This is a genomic window from Xenorhabdus indica (genome assembly GCF_014467235.1).
Taxonomy (GTDB): domain Bacteria; phylum Pseudomonadota; class Gammaproteobacteria; order Enterobacterales; family Enterobacteriaceae; genus Xenorhabdus; species Xenorhabdus indica.
This window is the reverse complement of sequence record NZ_NKHP01000011.1, coordinates 94,494-111,904: the sequence shown is the minus strand read 5'-3', so window position 1 is coordinate 111,904 and position 17,411 is coordinate 94,494. Positions and strand designations below refer to the sequence as shown.

14 protein-coding genes are annotated in these 17,411 nt (G+C 42.6%); 7 read left to right on the top strand and 7 right to left on the bottom strand.

Annotated elements, in window-relative coordinates; all coding sequences use genetic code 11:
* The first annotated feature begins 337 nt into the window (after positions 1 to 337).
* Positions 338 to 1,786, top strand: coding sequence for a flavin-containing monooxygenase (locus Xind_RS10590; protein WP_047679008.1), 1,449 nt, complete (start codon positions 338 to 340; stop codon positions 1,784 to 1,786).
* A gap of 478 nt (positions 1,787 to 2,264) precedes the next feature.
* Positions 2,265 to 3,371, top strand: coding sequence for an aspartate-semialdehyde dehydrogenase (gene asd / locus Xind_RS10585; protein WP_187650061.1), 1,107 nt, complete (start codon positions 2,265 to 2,267; stop codon positions 3,369 to 3,371).
* 443 nt (positions 3,372 to 3,814) lie between these two features.
* On the opposite strand, the gene Xind_RS10580 is transcribed toward asd, so the two are convergent.
* The 6 genes from Xind_RS10580 to dnaA form a co-directional block, all read right to left on the bottom strand.
* Positions 3,815 to 4,117 (bottom strand): TM2 domain-containing protein, encoded by a 303-nt coding sequence (locus Xind_RS10580; protein ID WP_187650039.1) that lies wholly within the window; start codon positions 4,115 to 4,117, stop codon positions 3,815 to 3,817.
* Positions 4,118 to 4,465: 348 nt separating this feature from the next.
* Positions 4,466 to 5,263: a hypothetical protein gene (locus tag Xind_RS10575; protein WP_187650038.1), complete on the bottom strand. Its 798-nt coding sequence runs from the start codon at positions 5,261 to 5,263 to the stop codon at positions 4,466 to 4,468.
* 347 nt (positions 5,264 to 5,610) lie between these two features.
* A complete protein-coding gene (gyrB, locus tag Xind_RS10570) occupies positions 5,611 to 8,025 on the bottom strand; it encodes a DNA topoisomerase (ATP-hydrolyzing) subunit B (protein ID WP_187650037.1) in 2,415 nt (804 codons plus the stop codon).
* Between the two features lie 38 nt (positions 8,026 to 8,063).
* A complete protein-coding gene (recF, locus tag Xind_RS10565; RefSeq protein WP_187650036.1) occupies positions 8,064 to 9,194 on the bottom strand; it encodes a DNA replication/repair protein RecF in 1,131 nt (376 codons plus the stop codon).
* Between the two features lie 35 nt (positions 9,195 to 9,229).
* Positions 9,230 to 10,330 (bottom strand): DNA polymerase III subunit beta, encoded by a 1,101-nt coding sequence (gene dnaN, locus Xind_RS10560; RefSeq protein WP_047678996.1) that lies wholly within the window; start codon positions 10,328 to 10,330, stop codon positions 9,230 to 9,232.
* A gap of 4 nt (positions 10,331 to 10,334) precedes the next feature.
* Complete coding sequence (dnaA, locus tag Xind_RS10555; RefSeq protein WP_047678994.1) at positions 10,335 to 11,723, bottom strand: chromosomal replication initiator protein DnaA; 1,389 nt, start codon at positions 11,721 to 11,723, stop codon at positions 10,335 to 10,337.
* A 764-nt stretch (positions 11,724 to 12,487) separates the two neighbouring features.
* Here dnaA and rpmH point away from each other — a divergent pair.
* The 5 genes from rpmH to mnmE all read left to right on the top strand — a co-directional run bounded on the left by rpmH (position 12,488) and on the right by mnmE (position 16,327).
* Positions 12,488 to 12,628 carry a 50S ribosomal protein L34 gene (gene rpmH / locus Xind_RS10550; RefSeq protein WP_038267117.1) on the top strand — a complete coding sequence of 47 codons (141 nt, stop codon included), beginning with the start codon at positions 12,488 to 12,490 and terminating at the stop codon, positions 12,626 to 12,628.
* An 18-nt stretch (positions 12,629 to 12,646) separates the two neighbouring features.
* Positions 12,647 to 13,006: a ribonuclease P protein component gene (rnpA, locus tag Xind_RS10545; RefSeq protein WP_038267113.1), complete on the top strand. Its 360-nt coding sequence runs from the start codon at positions 12,647 to 12,649 to the stop codon at positions 13,004 to 13,006.
* Positions 12,970 to 13,230, top strand: a complete 261-nt coding sequence (gene yidD, locus Xind_RS10540; protein ID WP_047678992.1) for a membrane protein insertion efficiency factor YidD — start codon at positions 12,970 to 12,972, stop codon at positions 13,228 to 13,230. Before rnpA ends, yidD begins: the two co-directional genes overlap by 37 nt.
* 2 nt (positions 13,231 to 13,232) lie before the next feature.
* Complete coding sequence (gene yidC, locus Xind_RS10535; RefSeq protein ID WP_047678990.1) at positions 13,233 to 14,870, top strand: membrane protein insertase YidC; 1,638 nt, start codon at positions 13,233 to 13,235, stop codon at positions 14,868 to 14,870.
* A 92-nt stretch (positions 14,871 to 14,962) separates the two neighbouring features.
* On the top strand, positions 14,963 to 16,327 hold the full coding sequence (gene mnmE / locus Xind_RS10530; RefSeq protein ID WP_047678988.1) for a tRNA uridine-5-carboxymethylaminomethyl(34) synthesis GTPase MnmE: 1,365 nt from the start codon (positions 14,963 to 14,965) through the stop codon (positions 16,325 to 16,327).
* 263 nt (positions 16,328 to 16,590) lie between these two features.
* Here mnmE and Xind_RS10525 read toward each other — a convergent pair whose 3' ends face one another.
* Complete coding sequence (locus tag Xind_RS10525; RefSeq protein ID WP_187650035.1) at positions 16,591 to 17,406, bottom strand: energy transducer TonB; 816 nt, start codon at positions 17,404 to 17,406, stop codon at positions 16,591 to 16,593.
* Between the last annotated feature and the right edge of the window lie 5 nt (positions 17,407 to 17,411).

The following is a 17,411-nucleotide window of genomic DNA, read 5'->3' as shown; positions in this document are numbered from 1 at the left end:
TCAGTCCATTTTGGGATTTTTTTGATTTGGCGATTAATCAGATCGCAAAAATTGGACTGAGTTCCCTCCAAGTGATCTACTATTTTGAAAGCTTATTTACTTTCCATATTAGCGGTTTTAATAATTATACGCACTTTAAGTGATAATTAATTTTTTATCCATGATTTTTCAATACTAATTAATTAAAAGAAATTTTTTAATAATCAGCTATGTATCTAATCATGATACTCCTGCCTCATAAATACAAATGGTTGTTCTATTGAATAAAAAATAACATACCGTCAGTAACGGGAGATTGATTTAATCAAAAGAGTACATTTATAGGGGAGGCAATAATATGGATAACCATTATGATGTTTTGATTATGGGAGCGGGCGTTTCTGGCATTGGTATGGCATGCCATTTGGCAAGAGAATGTCCTGACAAAAAAGTGGGGATCTTAGAGCGTCGTCACGCAATAGGTGGAACTTGGGATTTATTTCGCTATCCGGGGATTCGCACAGATTCAGATATGATGAGCTATGGCTATAAATTTCGTCCCTGGACAGATACCAGTATTTTTGCTGATGGGCCTTCAATTAGGCGCTATCTGAATTCAGCAGTAGAAGAGTATGAAATTGATAAAAAAATTCAGTTTGGATTAAAGATCACCAAAATTAACTGGTCAAATGAAACTCGCCAATGGACTGTTACCGCAATAGATGAAACCAGTGGAGAAACTCGGCAATTTACTTGTCATTTTCTTATCGGCGCGACGGGTTACTACAATCAGGATGAACCTTATGTACCTAAGCTCCCCGGCCTTGAAGATTTTAAAGGCACAATAGTTCATCCACAACACTGGCCTGAGACATTAGATTACAAACGAAAGCGGGTTGTTGTGATTGGAAGTGGCGCAACCGCAGTCACTTTACTTCCGGCAATGGCATATGAGACTGAGCATATTACTATGCTACAACGTTCCCCAAGTTATATTTTTTCAATACCGGGCAGGGATAAGATAGCTGAGTTTCTGAATGGCATTATTCCACAACGTTGGATTTATACATTAAGCCGAAAACGCAATATCTTATTTTTTAGCTTGTTATATAAAATCAGCCGGTATTTTCCTCACTTTTTGAAATCGTTATTGTTGGGATTAGCCCGCAGAAAAGTTGGCCCTGATTTTGACATGAAACACTTGACACCCAAGTATATGCCATGGGATGAACGGTTGTGCTTTGTGCCTGACAGCAATCTATTTAAGGTTCTGAAAGAGGGGAAAGCTTCTATCGTCACTGATCAAATTAAACGTATTACTGAAGACGGGATTTTATTGCAATCAGGTAAAAAATTATCTGCTGATATCATAGTGACAGCGACAGGGTTGCAATTACAACTGATGGGGGGAGCTGAGATTGCTATTGATGGTCAACCACAGCAAGGTAATAACATGATGTTCTATAAAGGGACATTGATACAGGATATTCCTAATTTTGCTTATCTATTTGGTTATATTAGCAACGCCTGGACATTAAAAGTTGATCTCTCAGCGGAATATATTTGTCGTTTATTACATGAAATGGATCGCCGTCAGGCTACGGTTGTGACACCACATGCTCAGCCGGATGAGGTAGTACCTGATAAACATTTATTTGGTGCCTTGCAATCTGGCTATGTGAAACGAGGCGAAGATGCACTTCCCCGTCAGGGACGCAGTCCAAATTGGCAAGTGTCACATGATTATCAAAAAGATAAACAAGTCTTACGGCAGCCAGTGGATGATCCCGCTCTGGAATGGTTGTAATCATAATCAGCCCGTTATGATAACGGGCGAATTATTTTTTATCAGATTTCAGAGTAATAAGGGGTCATGCTCCCAATAATTAGATCTTGTGATAAACGCCCTATTTTTTATTATGGGTGAGATATGGCTAAAGTCGATGTGATTTGTCGTTATTGTCATAAAAATTTTTTGATTGGCTATTATTCTGTATTGAAATCAAGGAAATCTACAGCGTATTTAAGATATAAATTCAGGAGGAGATATTAGTTGATATAATTTTTTATTAAATGATCAATTAATAAATTATTTACTCCAGACTAATTATATTTGCAAAGGAATACCTGAATAAATTTCGATATGGTTTAAAAATGGCATGCGGATTGCCGCAAAATGGTTAGTTCTGTGGCGCATAAATTTACTTGCACCTTTTCTCATATTTTGTCAGCTTTAGTAGTGTCAGGGGTGCTGACAACGACTTTTTCAAGACAGGGTAACTATGATGAAAAGTGTAGGTTTTATCGGCTGGCGTGGTATGGTTGGCTCAGTATTGATGCAAAGAATGGTGGAAGAAGGGGATTTTAACCAGATCAAACCCGTTTTTTTTACGACTTCCCAACATGGACAACCAGCCCCAGAGTTTACTGGTAAGTCGGGCGTTTTGCAGGATGCTTTTGATATTGAAGCACTGAATGCGTTGGATATTATTATTAGTTGTCAGGGAGGGGATTATACCAATGAAATTTACCCCAAACTGAAAGCAACGGGCTGGCAGGGATATTGGATCGATGCGGCTTCTGCACTCCGCATGAATGATGATGCTGTCATTATTCTCGATCCTGTTAACCATCAACATATTCAGAACAGCCTGAATAAAGGGATTAAAACTTTTGTTGGCGGTAATTGTACTGTCAGTCTGATGCTAATGTCATTAGGTGGTTTGTTTGCTAATAATTTGATCGAGTGGGCATCAGTCTCAACCTACCAGGCAGCTTCTGGTGGTGGTGCTCGCCATATGCGCGAATTGTTGATGCAGATGGGCATGCTACATGATCAGGTTGCAGATGAACTGCAAAAATCGGCTTCTGCGATTTTAGATATTGAAAAGCGTGTAACTGATTTCACTCGCAGTGGTATTCTGCCGACCGACCAATTCGGTGTTCCTCTGGCGGGGAGTTTAATCCCGTGGATTGATAAGCAATTAGAAAATGGGCAGAGCCGTGAAGAGTGGAAAGGTCAGGCGGAAACCAACAAGATTTTGAATACGGGTGATGACATCATTCCGGTTGATGGCCTGTGTGTCCGTATTGGAGCACTGCGTTGCCATAGTCAGGCATTTACCTTGAAATTGAAAAGAGATATTCCGATTCACGAAATTGAAACGTTGTTGGCATCCCATAATGATTGGGTTCGCGTGATCCCGAATGATCGCGAACTGACCATGCGTGAATTAACACCGGCGGCGGTGACGGGGACTTTGAATACACCAGTAGGGCGTCTGCGTAAGCTGAACATGGGGCCGGAATATCTGTCTGCCTTTACGGTTGGTGATCAGTTACTGTGGGGAGCGGCAGAGCCGTTGCGCCGTATGTTGCGGATTTTGTTGTAGTAAAGCATTTAATAGACCGCCATTATTGAATAAATATTGGTGGTTGTTTTGTTTTTTTATATCTTACACTTACGTAATAGGGGCAATCAGGATGTGTCGCCATTTTATGTTGGTCCCTGCATGCTAGTTTTTTATAAATTCTCATGTTATTGATTTTAACATAATTTAGATCTCAGCGTTGTTTTTCACTTTCCGCAATTAGCTTATCACCTAGGTATTTTTAATGCCTGCCGCTCTTTCGGTGGAGCGCTGGCTAATTTCGTCAATGCACAGATAATAGCATCTACATCAAGGGGTAACTGTCCGGTTTTCGATACTTGTCAAATGCACAAACAAGAGTTGTTCTCGATAGGTGAGTGATAGTAGCTTGAAACTGATTTGAGGTGTTTTAAATGGTAAGAACGGGCGGTTTAATTCGCCCGTTTAACATAAAAGGAGTTTAATTAACCATACTTCTTAGCGAAATCTTTATCTGACATGCATAAATAGATAATAAATTCAATAAAAGAAATGATATAAGGAATAAACGTCCAGCAAAAAATAAGGTATAAAAACCCTGATCCTATTTTTCCTAGATAAAATCTATGCACCCCGATAAAACCAAGAAAGAAAGCTAATAGAGCTGCAGTTATTCTGCTTTTTTCACCTTGTGTTTCTTCTTTTTGAACTGCACCACAGCTAGGGCAAGAGCTTGCGGAGGTGTGGATTTCTTTTCCACAGCCACGGCAATAAACCATGTTTGACATATAAATATCCTTAGTGTTATCTATCTTATTCTTATTTATATTAAAACTATCAAGTTAAAAAACCAATGATTTTAAGAAAAATAAGACAGTCTCAGGGTGACCAATGGGAAGAAGGTTATAAATCCAATTTATTGATAGTGATGAATGTTTAGATAATAGCCAATTCTCAGACATGTACTGTCTCCCGACATTCCATTCATAGCCATATCTACGTTTTGTTTATGTGTGTCAGAATGACATGCGGTTCCAGTTGCCAAGAATGGCGATCGTTATTTCTGTATTTTGAATGTATCTTCCGAATAATTGGTGAGTATTATTTGCTAGCATGGTTAAGTTTCTCGATAAAAATTAAGGACACAACCCAGTAAAGCGATATCCTCCATTTGCGGCAGAAAATACCCATAATTTGCTGTTACTTGGGTCTAATATCATCGAATATGGTGCATCATCAATAAACCCAAGCCTGTTGTAGGCATTTGAAAGGTGTTTCGTTGCGGTCGTCAATTTTAATTTTCCATGATGGCCTGTTTGGTAGGACAAATTGACAGCTTTTTCTATCAATAAATAAGCACAATTTTGGATCCCCGGATGGGTAATCAGGTAACTGACTTCAGGATAATATGGGTAGTGATCATCTTCATTGTAGGTAAATAACATTATTCCAATGGGCACCATCAGAGAAGACACTGAGTCTGTTGGAAAGTGAGTTGTATAACAAACAAAGTAGGTATAATTGCAGCCTTGATATAAGGTACTATCTTTTTTTCTGATGCGAAATGATAAATTATCTTTCACTGTACATAACAGGCTATCTGTTATACAACATCGAAGATCCCATAATTCTTCGGTGGAAGGATTCGATTTTGCTTCTATATTGTCTCTTCTTCGATATGTATTTTCGATATGTGACAGCCATCCATCCTGTTGAATTGAATTATATAATTTCCTGACTGCCATTTCCGCTTCTTGCAATGTTGCTTTTTTGACTATTGGAATATATCCATTTATTAATCTGGGGTTGTGATGATTGACATTGATATTCAACATATTTTTGGAGGGCTGAGTATGGAAAGAGTTTGAGCGGGATAAAGTTCCAGATGGCGTTTTGTGTATATAGCTATTAAAAGAAGAATTTCGTTTTAACATAATAATAACCTTTATAATAGAAATTGAATATGATTAATAAAATTAAGCTACTCTTAACATTTAGGTTCAATATGTTATTGAGAATTAAAAATTCCTGATTTATATAATGAAAGTGAAATTTTTCTTATCTTATTAATAAGATCATTTTTTGTTTTTTATGAAGAAATATCCTTAAATAATCGCTCGTTATCAGGGTAAATAAATGAAGGATTTTTCAATTAATTTGAGAAGTAATATAAGGCAGTTTTAGATGGTTTTCCAAGTAACCAATGAATATTTTATAGATAAATTTTGAACCGTCTTTTCCCCGGATAACGTTTTAGTTATCCGGGGCAGGTGTAGGAATATCAGATATCAATATTCGCAGCTTTCAGTGCGTTCTCTTCAATAAATGCACGACGAGGTTCAACAGCATCACCCATCAGGGTGGTGAACAGTTGATCGGTCGCAATGGCATCTTTCACAGTGACACGCATCATACGGCGAGTTTCTGGGTTCATTGTGGTTTCCCACAACTGATCAGGGTTCATTTCCCCCAGACCTTTATAACGTTGGATAGAAAGACCACGGCGTGACTCTTTGCTCAGCCATTCCAGTGCTTGCTCAAAGCTACTTACTGCCAGACGGCGTTCGCCACGCTCAATATAAGCACCTTCTTCAATCAGATTACCGATCAATTCACCCAGTTTGCTGATGCGACGGTATTCGCCTCCGTGAATAAAATCGAAATCCAGATTGTAGTTAGTATCAACACCGTGTGTGCGGATGCACAGAACCGGCTCATAAACCTGACGCTCGCGATTTTCATGGATTTGGTAGCTGTAAGTGCTGCCATGTTGCTCTTTGTCATTCAAACGAATGGTCAGTGCACTTACCCATTCTTCCACTTTGGTCTGATCGGTTAAGGCATCTTCGGTCAATACCGGATGGTAGATTAAGTTATTCAGTAGCGCCAGCGGGTACAAGCGTTCCATGCGTTTGATTATTTTTTGTGTAGTATTGAATTCAGTTACCAGTTTTTCCAGTGCTTCGCCTTTTAGAGCCGGAGCGTGTGGATTGGTATAAAGTGATGCACCATCCAGTGCAATGGACATTTGGTAGGCTTCCATTGCATCGTCGTCCTTGATGTATTGCTCCTGTTTGCCTTTTTTCACTTTGTACAGTGGTGGCTGAGCAATATAGACATAACCACGTTCAATGATCTCCGGCATCTGACGATAGAAAAATGTCAGCAACAGAGTACGAATATGGGAACCGTCAACATCGGCGTCGGTCATGATGATAATGCTGTGATAACGCAGTTTATCCGGATTGTATTCATCACGGCCAATACCACAACCCAATGCGGTAATCAGGGTTGCCACTTCTTGTGAAGAGAGCATTTTGTCAAAACGCGCTTTTTCAACGTTCAGAATTTTACCTTTCAGTGGCAGGATAGCCTGATTTTTACGGTTGCGCCCCTGTTTGGCTGAACCGCCCGCAGAGTCACCTTCCACCAGATAGAGTTCGGACAGTGCAGGATCACGCTCCTGACAATCAGCCAGTTTGCCCGGCAGACCTGCCAGATCTAATGCCCCTTTGCGGCGGGTCATCTCACGTGCTTTGCGAGCAGCTTCACGGGCACGTGCTGCATCAATGATTTTGCCAACAACAGTTTTGGCGTCGTTAGGGTTTTCCAGCAGGTATTCCACCAGCTTCTCGTTCATCATCGTTTCAACCGCAGTTTTCACTTCAGAAGAAACCAGTTTGTCTTTCGTTTGTGAAGAGAATTTCGGATCTGGAACTTTAACCGAAATAACCGCGATCAGACCTTCACGGGCATCATCACCGGTAGCACTGACTTTGGATTTTTTGTTGTACCCCTCTTTATCCATATAGCTATTGAGAGTACGGGTCATCGCTGTACGGAAGCCCACTAAGTGGGTTCCCCCATCGCGCTGAGGTATGTTGTTGGTAAAGCAATATATGTTTTCCTGGAAGCCATCATTCCATTGCATGGAAATTTCAACACCAATACCGTCTTTTTCAGTGGAGAAATAGAAAACATTCGGATGGATCGGGTTTTTATTGCGGCTCAGGAATTCAACAAATGCCTTAATACCCCCTTCATAATGGAAGAGATCTTCTGTATTGGTGCGCTTGTCAACTAAACGGATGGAAACGCCGGAGTTCAGGAATGATAATTCACGCAGACGTTTTGCCAAAATATCAAATTCGAAATCGGTGTTAATTTTGAACGTATCCATACTTGGCCAGAAACGCACAGTTGTTCCTGTTTGTTCTGTATCACCAACGACTTTCAGTGGTGCTTGCGGAACTCCATGATGGTAGGTCTGTTCATGTACTTTACCGTCACGACGGATAGTCAGTTCCAGTTTTTCAGATAAGGCGTTAACAACAGAAACCCCTACGCCATGCAGGCCGCCGGAAACCTTATAGGAGTTGTCATCGAATTTACCCCCCGCATGCAGCACGGTCATGATGACTTCCGCTGCTGAAACACCTTCTTCTTCGTGTATGTCGGTAGGAATACCGCGGCCATCATCCTGTACAGAAACTGAGTTATCTGCATGGATTGTGACAATTATTTTGTCACAATGGCCTGCGAGGGCTTCGTCGATAGCGTTGTCAACAACCTCGAAGACCATGTGGTGCAGGCCAGTACCATCATCGGTATCACCGATATACATGCCTGGACGTTTACGAACAGCATCCAGCCCTTTTAATACCTTGATACTTGAGGAGTCATATGTATTCGACATCAACGTTTCTCGCTTATCTTAATCCTGTGGTTGAACCTCTATACCCTTCGTCTTTCGAATTGCCGCTTTGTTGGCTGCACCTCGAAATCCATTGGGCATATTTTGCCATGTTCTACGCGAAACATCCTGCTATTTACATCAATCATGTCTGCAACTTGCTCAGGCGTTATTGCACTGACAAACACCTGGGCCTGCGTAGATTTCAGACGCTCGGCTAATAAATTACGACGACCGGCATCCAACTCAGAGGCAAAATCATCAAGCAGATACAGGCATTTTTGCCCGCTCTGTCGGGTGAAATATTCACCCTGTGCTAACCTCAGGGCACACATCAGTAACTTAAGCTGACCACGTGAGAGCATATCTTCTACAGATATGCCGTCTGCCCTGATCCGCAGATCGGCTTTGTGGGGACCGGATGCGGTATAGGTTAATGCTTTGTCGCGCTCAAACTGACGCGCGAGCAGTTCTGCATATTCACTTTCTTTATCCCAACCTTGTTGGAAAGAGATATTGAGAGTGAATTCAGGTAAAAATTGTTTGCAGGTTTTTTCAATATCTCCGGCAATACCTGCAATATATTCTGCACGCCATTGGCTTATCTGGGTCGCAAGCGGTGCAAACTCGTGATCCCAGTGCTGGATCTGGTTATAACGGGTTACCTGTCGTAATGCCGCATTTCGTTGTTTGAGCAGCCTTTTCAGGTTGACCCAACCAGTAAAAAAACGCGGTTCATTATGAAAACAACCCCAATCAATAAAAGCACGGCGGTATTTCGGGCCACCATTCAACAGCGTAAAACCTTCTGGTGTGATAAGTTGCATCGGCAACATTTTTGCCAGCTCGGCAATTTTGTGCCCATCACTGCCATCAATTCTGACTTTGCTGTCACCCTGACGGTTTTTGCTTAATCCAACCGATAGCGTTCGTTCATGGGATTGTTGCTCCAGCCTCCCATGAAGAATGAACTCCTCACAATCCTGACGGATCACTCTTCCCGCCTGAACACTGCGAAAAGCGCGTCCATGGCCCAAGGTGTAAATGGATTCCAATACACTCGTTTTGCCGCTGCCATTTGGCCCAACAAGAAAATTAAATCCCGTTGCCAACGGCAAATCGGCATTTGCGATATTACGAAAATCGCGGATCAACAGACGCGAGAGAATCATGAGTTATGAATTAATACTTGTTACAGACGTATTCTTTACAGACGCATCGGCATCACGACATAAGTCGCTGCCTGACTGGCTGAATTCTCTATTTTTACACTGGATGTGGCGTCCGTCAGCAGTAAACTGACTTGCTCGCATTTTAATGCGTTGAGGACATCCAATACATAACTGACATTGAAGCCAATTTCCATTTCAGCGCCGTGATAATTGACGTCGACGATCTCTTCTGCTTCTTCTTGTTCCGGGTTATTTGCGGTAATTCGAAGCTGGTTTTCGCTTAGGTAAATGCGAACACCACGGAATTTTTCGTTGGATAAAATCGCAGCTCGTGAAAATGCCTGCTTAAGCATGTCACAATTTGCTTCCAGCGTTTTATCAGGATTCTTGGGCAGGACACGACGATAATCAGGGAAACGCCCATCAACCAGTTTTGAAGTAAATATAAAGTCACCAACGTGGGCGCGAATATTGTTGCTGCCAATCTGCAATTGGAGTGGGTTATCTCCACCATCCAGTAATCGCATTAATTCAATGACACCCTTACGAGGGACAATCACTGAGTGTGAAGGTAAACTCTGGCCGATATTCATTGAACAGACCGCCAGACGGTGGCCATCTGTAGCAACAGTACGCAGTTCTTCCCCTTCAGTTTCGAATAGCATACCGTTCAAATAATAGCGGACATCCTGATGTGCCATTGAGAATTGAGTAGACTCAATCAGACGTTTTAATGTTGCTTGTGGTAGTGAGAATTCAACTTCGCTTTGCCAGTCATCCAGATTGGGGAAATCGGATGCAGGTAAGGTAGAGAGTGAAAAACGACTGCGTCCGGAGCGAACCAGAATACGGTCACCATCCAGCTCAACGCTGATTTCCGCTCCGTCAGGCAATCCGCGCCAGATATCAAAGAACTTACGCGCGGGAATGGTGGTTGCTCCCTCTTCATGTGGCTGAGTGAGTGCTACACGAGCCTTCATTTCCATTTCTAAATCTGTACCTGTCAGTGACAGGGAGCCGGTTGTCACCTGCAACAATAAATTGCCTAAAATAGGCAGAGTAGGGCGGCCACCTAAAGGGCTGCTGACCTGCTGCAAGGGTTTTAATAATTGCTCACGTTCAATGATAAATTTCATAGCGCTAGGAAGATAATGTTCTGATTAAGTTAGAAAAATCTTCTTTGATGTCATGACTTTCTTCACGCAATTGTTCTATTTTACGACATGCGTGCAATACGGTTGTATGGTCACGACCACCAAAGGCATCCCCGATTTCAGGCAAGCTGTGATTTGTCAGCTCTTTTGCCAGCGCCATTGCCATCTGTCTTGGACGGGCAACAGAGCGTGAGCGGCGCTTGGAAAGCAGATCAGCAACTTTGATTTTGTAATATTCAGCGACTGTTTTCTGAATATTATCAATAGTTACCAGCTTTTCTTGTAGAGCCAATAAGTCACGTAATGCTTCGCGTACAAAATCAATAGTAATCGCCCGGCCAGTGAAATTGGCGTTGGCGATGACTCTGTTCAAAGCGCCTTCGAGTTCACGGACGTTGGATCGCAGGCGTTTAGCTATAAAGAAGGCCACTTCCCCCGGTAACTGAATCTGGTTTTCATCTGCTTTTTTCATCAGAATGGCAACTCGAGTTTCCAGCTCCGGTGGTTCAATAGCAACAGTTAATCCCCAGCCAAAACGGGATTTTAACCGATCTTCAACGCCATTAATCTCTTTTGGATAGCGATCTGATGTCAGAATAATCTGTTGATTACCTTCCAACAGAGCATTGAACGTGTGAAAGAATTCTTCTTGTGATCGCTCTTTATTAGCGAAAAATTGAATGTCATCAATAAGCAGGGCATCTACTGAACGATAATAACGCTTAAACTCTTCTATCGCATTGTTCTGCAACGCTTTAACCATGTCCTGTACAAAACGTTCAGAATGCATGTATACCACTTTGGCATTGGCTTTACGTGCCATGATGCTGTTGCCGACAGCATGTAAAAGGTGGGTTTTACCCAATCCCGTGCCTCCATAAAGGAATAGCGGGTTATATGCTCCTCCCGGATTATCGGCAACTTGTCTGGCTGCTGCCCTGGCGAGTTGGTTGGATTTACCTTCAACAAAGTTATCAAATGTATGTTTCGGATTTACGTTTGAACGATAGGATAACTCCGGCTGCGCTTTTGCATTATCCCAGCTCGGACGTACAGATAAACTGGATGGAGCAGTAGCCACCGGCATATCAGCAATGATTTTCTGAGACGTAGACTGGCTCGGTGAAACAGGCTTATTACCCACTTCAAAACGCAGTAATGGTACTTCAGGACCACAGAAATCATTTAATAACAAATTGATATTATTTATATATTTCTCTCTAACCCAATCCAATACAAAGCGATTAGGCGCATAAAGAGCCAAAGTGTTATTACTTAGTTCTGCCTGAAGGGGTCGTATCCACATACTGAATTCTGTGGCAGGTAACTCATCCTGCAAACGGGCAAGACATTGCTGCCAAAGCGAAAGTGACACGGCAAACTCCCCTAAAACAAGACCAATAAAAGAAACTGGAATAAATAGATACGTTATACTGGGCACAAGACATTACTATTTACCGATGAGAACGTTTTGACCGATAAGAATATTACCGATAAGAACATCTACCGATGAGAAAGCTCGCAGTACCTTGTGGCGACTTTTACTTTCATCGCTCTCCCAACGATCCGTACAGCGAGATCGGAATCGTGACCAATGATCATAACGCAAAAGACGATATAAATCCTCATTCTTTTACACAGCTTTGACGCTTTTTATCCACAGGGAGATCACCACGCGTTGGTACTCGTAGAATATAAAGCCCATAGAAGATACTGTAGTGTAATCATGGTATATAGCAAATCCCATTTAGTTATCGTTTAAAATTCAAAGGGAAAACAGCAGTATAATTACCAACCAAATGTCAGGATCTGTGTTGCATCCTTGCGCTTTATTACACAGTCCGTATAATCTTGCACCCTGTGTGTAATGCCGAACGATTTTTTTCCGGCTGTGGCTGGTGGAAGTCAGGGTTAACACTTTAAATAGCAAAATATTAGGTAGCAACAAGTCTGACACCGATTGAAGCGCGGTCAGGCTCGCGTCATCTTGGATTGACTAAGGGTAGTACATTTTATTACAATCCTGCCTCTTTCTATATATTGATGTTGCGATTGAGGCATCGGTGTCTACTTATTTCTCACTGGTCGCCAACGCATTTGCTGAATCAGTTACAAATTTTAAGTTAGGTAGAAATCGCTATGAAACGCACTTTTCAACCATCCGTACTGAAGCGTAACCGTACTCACGGCTTCCGCGCTCGTATGGCCACTAAAAATGGTCGTCAGGTTCTGGCTCGCCGTCGTGCGAAAGGCCGTGCTCGTCTGACTGTTTCTAAGTAATAAAGCTAACCATTCCAAGTGGTTAAGCTCGCTTTTCCGAGGGAGTTACGTTTGTTAACTCCCGAGCATTTCACTTATGTTTTCCAGCAGCCACAACGGGCAAGTTCCGCAGAGATCACCATCCTTGGACGCCTTAATGAGCTGGGGCATCCCCGCATCGGTCTAACCGTCGCCAAAAAAAATGTTAAACGCGCCCATGAGCGTAATCGTATTAAGCGATTGGCTCGTGAAAGTTTTCGTTTAAACCAACATAAATTGCCTTCCATGGATTTTGTCATTTTGGTGAGGAAAGGGGTCGCTGAGCTTGATAATCGTGAGCTAACGGAAACGTTAGGCAAATTATGGCGTCGTCACTGTCGCTTGGCTCGCGCCTCTTGATTATTTTAATCAGAGGTTATCAGTTAGTGATTAGTCCACTACTGGGGCCTCGTTGTCGTTTCAACCCTACTTGTTCCCAATATGGTATTGAGGCATTACGCAGGTTTGGAATGATAAAAGGCAGTTGGTTAACGGTGAAACGCGTATTAAAATGCCACCCTTTACACGAAGGTGGTGATGATCCTGTCCCACCTAGAAAAAACGAAGATAACAGAGAACATTAACGATGGATTCGCAACGCAATCTCCTTCTCATCGCTTTGCTGTTTGTTTCGTTCTTGGTCTGGCAGGCGTGGGAGAATGATAAGAACCCACAACCAACAGTACAGATCTCGCACCAAACAAGTACGCTGGGTAGCGAAGCAGGCAATGGGCAAGGCAAACTGATCACCGTGAAAACGGATGTGCTTACGTTGCACATCAATACCCGTGGTGGTGATATTGAAGAGGCTGACCTGCTGGCCTATCCTGATACTATGGGTTCCAAAACACCATTCAAACTGCTTGAATCAACCCCTGAATTTACTTATCAGGCTCAAAGTGGATTAGTGGGTCAAGATGGTCCTGATAACGCAAAACGTTATAAAGAACGTCCTTTATATAGCACAACACAAACGAATTATGTTCTGGCTGATGATCAGAATGAGTTGCGTATTCCGATGACTTACACTGCGCCGGATGGTGTAGTTTACGTTAAAACATTTGTTCTGAAACGTGGCGATTACGCGGTTTCAGTTGATTACAGCATCGATAACGTGACTGACAAGCCATTAGAAGTTGCGTTTTTTGGTAAGCTGAAACAGAGCGTTGAGTTACCAACGCATCGTGATACAGGTAGCAACAACTTTGCTCTGCACACTTATCGTGGTGCTGCTTATTCATCAGATGATGAAAAGTACAAAAAATACAGCTTTAGTGATATTGAAGATAAGGATTTATCTTTATCTACAAAAGGTGGCTGGATAGCGATGTTGCAGCAATACTTTGCTACAGCTTGGATCCCGAATCAAAACGAAACCAGCACTTTCTACACTCGACATCAGGATAAAAAATTAGCGGAAATCTGGTATCAAGGTGCTTCTGTTGATGTCGCTCCTCACAGTAAACAGTCCGTTTCTTCTACCTTGTGGGTTGGCCCTGAAATTCAGGACAAAATGGCAGCGGTTGCTCCACATCTGGATCTGACTGTTGATTACGGTTGGTTGTGGTTTATTTCCCAACCTTTGTTCAAACTATTGAAATTCCTGCATGAGTTCATCGGTAACTGGGGCTTTTCCATTATTGCGATTACCTTTATCGTGCGTGGTATCATGTACCCGCTGACTAAGGCGCAATATACCTCTATGGCGAAAATGCGTCTGTTGCAGCCGAAAATTACTGCGATGCGTGAGCGTTACGGTGATGATCGTCAGCGCATGAGTCAGGAAATGATGGCGTTGTACAAGACAGAGAAAGTAAACCCATTGGGTGGCTGTTTGCCTCTGTTGATTCAGATGCCAATCTTCCTTGCATTGTATTACATGCTGATGGGATCTGTTGAACTGCGTCATGCACCATTTATGGGCTGGATTAAGGACTTGTCTGCCCAAGACCCGTATTACATCCTGCCATTGCTGATGGGTGTGACTATGTTTGTGATCCAGAAACTGTCACCAACTACCGTCACTGACCCAATGCAGCAGAAGATCATGACTTATATGCCAGTCGTGTTTACTATCTTCTTCCTGTGGTTCCCGTCTGGTCTGGTGCTGTATTATATCGTCAGTAACCTGGTTACTATTATCCAACAGCAGGTTATTTTCCGCAGTCTGGAAAAACGTGGGTTACATACTCGCGAAAAGAAAGTAGACCTTTCTAAAAAATAAGTCTTTTAAAAATAGATTTTTTAAAAAATATAATAGAGGGCGGTCATTGGCCGCCTTTGCTATTTCAGAAAATGGGTAAAAGAGAGAATTTCATGAATACCACCGATACGATAGTCGCTCAGGCCACTCCTCCGGGACGAGGCGGTGTAGGCATTCTGCGTATTTCTGGCCCCAAAGCTGCGGAAGTTGCTGAGGTGGTATTGGGAAAACTCCCGAAACCCCGTTATGCCGACTACCTGCCGTTTTGTGATCTGGATGGTTCTGTATTAGATCAAGGTATTGCCCTTTATTTTCCTGGCCCTAACTCATTTACCGGTGAAGATGTGCTGGAGCTCCAAGGGCATGGCGGGCCGGTTATTCTTGATTTACTGTTGAAACGTATTCTGGCAATTTCCGGTGTACGCATCGCAAATCCGGGAGAGTTTTCTGAGCGCGCATTTCTGAATGATAAACTTGATTTAGCTCAGGCTGAGGCAATTGCGGATCTGATTGATGCCAGCTCAGAACAGGCTGCCCGTTCTGCAATGAACTCTTTGCAAGGAACATTCTCCAAACAGGTTCATCAAATGGTGGAAGCGCTGACTGACCTGCGTATCTATGTTGAAGCGGCGATTGATTTTCCTGATGAAGAAATTGATTTTCTTTCCGATGGCAAGATAGAGGCCAAGTTGGATGAAGTGATTGCAGAACTTGAGCAAGTTCGTTCACAAGCACGTCAAGGCAGTCTTTTGCGTGAAGGGATGAACGTGGTGATCGCCGGTCGTCCAAATGCAGGTAAATCCAGTTTGCTGAATGCGTTGGCTGGCCGTGAAGCTGCGATTGTCACCGATATTGCGGGGACAACACGTGATGTTTTACGCGAGCATATTCATATTGATGGCATGCCGTTGCATGTGATTGATACCGCAGGTTTGCGTGAAGCCAGTGATGAAGTAGAACGCATTGGTATCGAACGCGCATGGCAAGAAATCGAACAAGCTGACAGAGTACTGTTTATGGTGGACAGTACGACAACCAATGCTACCGAGCCTGCACAAATCTGGCCGGAATTTATGGCAAGTCTGCCTGCATCTTTGCCTATTACGGTTATTCGTAATAAAACAGATATGACCGGAGAAGAAACCGGTGTATCAGAGGTAAATGGTCATTCATTGATCCGCCTTTCTGCCCGTGAAGGTGATGGCATTAATTTGCTGCGTGATCATCTAAAAGAAACCATGGGCTTCAACAGTAATACCGAAGGCGGTTTTCTTGCCCGCCGTCGTCACTTACAGGCCCTGAATACCGCAGCAGAACATTTGCAGGAAGGTCATCAACAATTAGTATTTGCCCGTTCAGGAGAGTTGTTGGCGGAAGAACTGCGTTTAGCACAACAAGCATTGAGTGAAATCACGGGAGAATTTACTTCTGATGATCTGCTTGGCCGGATTTTCTCAAGTTTTTGTATTGGGAAGTAATATTCTGAAAGTCCCAAAAACATAAAGCTATTTCAAATGATATCGGCTGATTTGAAAAATTTTATTCACTGAGGGAAAGGATTCTAATCCATTGTGCTCCGATTTTAGTTTTTTGGAGCACAGTTTTTGGAGCTTTAGTTATCCCCGTAATACGGTATAAATTCCGGGAAAAATTTTTCAGTAAAAATTGCGGGTTCATGCAAGAAGTGATGAAAAGAACCGGAATATCCAGGGCAACTGACTTCAAGCTAAAAAACGATTTGTCAATCCAACTCAAAGCTAATTTTCAGTGTGATATCTGCCGCCAGATTTGCAGGTTTCGGGCCAATGGATTTAGCAAGACTGAGTGCTTTTAAAGCCTCATTATCCATTGCACTGTAACCGGAGGATTGAACGACTCTGGCTGTGGTGATGGAACCATCATCTTGCAGTGTAAAATTGACGGTAACCGTACCTTCCTGCCTCATTCGTTTTGCTTTGCGGGGATAACGTTTATGACGTTCAATTTCCTGTCTGAGTTTTGTGCGGTAATTATCTGATTCACTATGACCTTGACCCATCACTGGTTGTGAAGTTGCCGCTCTGCTCATGCCGCCTTGTGAATTGATCTGCTCAATGCCATTGGTTTCCAGCTCTTTTAGGTGCTGTTTCTGAGCGGATTGAACGGATTGTTTTTCTCCATTTTCTTTTGGTTTTTCTTTCCGCTGCTTTTTCGGCTTTTGAATGTTAACTGGCTCGACAGGTTTCTCGATCTTTTTTTCTGTTTGAACTTTTTTATCCAGTGTAATTGCTGGTGTTGTTGGTGATTCAGGAACAGTTGGCAATAGCTGAGATAATTCAACAAACTCCGGTTCCTCCTTCCACGATGAAACCGCTACCATAGTGATCGAAAACTCTTTTTCAGGCGAATTTTGGTTGAGATGTTGAGCACTCTCATCGTAAGAATCTGTATGTCGGTTTAACAGCCATATCAGACTGGTATGCACTAAAACAGCAATCAGGATACCAACCAGAAAGCGTTTATTGAGTGTCAATGGAACATAGTTAACAGGGTTGTCTGATATCGCTGTGTTGATCATATTAT

Excerpts from the sequence above, each read along its gene's own strand:
- Xind_RS10590 (WP_047679008.1), top strand. The coding sequence starts at position 338 with ATGGATAACCATTATGATGTTTTGATTATGGGAGCGGGCGTTTCTGGC.
- asd (WP_187650061.1), top strand. The coding sequence starts at position 2,265 with ATGAAAAGTGTAGGTTTTATCGGCTGGCGTGGTATGGTTGGCTCAGTA.
- Xind_RS10580 (WP_187650039.1), bottom strand. The coding sequence starts at position 4,117 with ATGTCAAACATGGTTTATTGCCGTGGCTGTGGAAAAGAAATCCACACC.
- Xind_RS10575 (WP_187650038.1), bottom strand. The coding sequence starts at position 5,263 with ATGTTAAAACGAAATTCTTCTTTTAATAGCTATATACACAAAACGCCA.
- gyrB (WP_187650037.1), bottom strand. The coding sequence starts at position 8,025 with ATGTCGAATACATATGACTCCTCAAGTATCAAGGTATTAAAAGGGCTG.
- recF (WP_187650036.1), bottom strand. The coding sequence starts at position 9,194 with ATGATTCTCTCGCGTCTGTTGATCCGCGATTTTCGTAATATCGCAAAT.
- dnaN (WP_047678996.1), bottom strand. The coding sequence starts at position 10,330 with ATGAAATTTATCATTGAACGTGAGCAATTATTAAAACCCTTGCAGCAG.
- rpmH (WP_038267117.1), top strand. The coding sequence starts at position 12,488 with ATGAAACGCACTTTTCAACCATCCGTACTGAAGCGTAACCGTACTCAC.
- yidD (WP_047678992.1), top strand. The coding sequence starts at position 12,970 with ATGGCGTCGTCACTGTCGCTTGGCTCGCGCCTCTTGATTATTTTAATC.
- yidC (WP_047678990.1), top strand. The coding sequence starts at position 13,233 with ATGGATTCGCAACGCAATCTCCTTCTCATCGCTTTGCTGTTTGTTTCG.
- mnmE (WP_047678988.1), top strand. The coding sequence starts at position 14,963 with ATGAATACCACCGATACGATAGTCGCTCAGGCCACTCCTCCGGGACGA.
- Xind_RS10525 (WP_187650035.1), bottom strand. The coding sequence starts at position 17,406 with ATGATCAACACAGCGATATCAGACAACCCTGTTAACTATGTTCCATTG.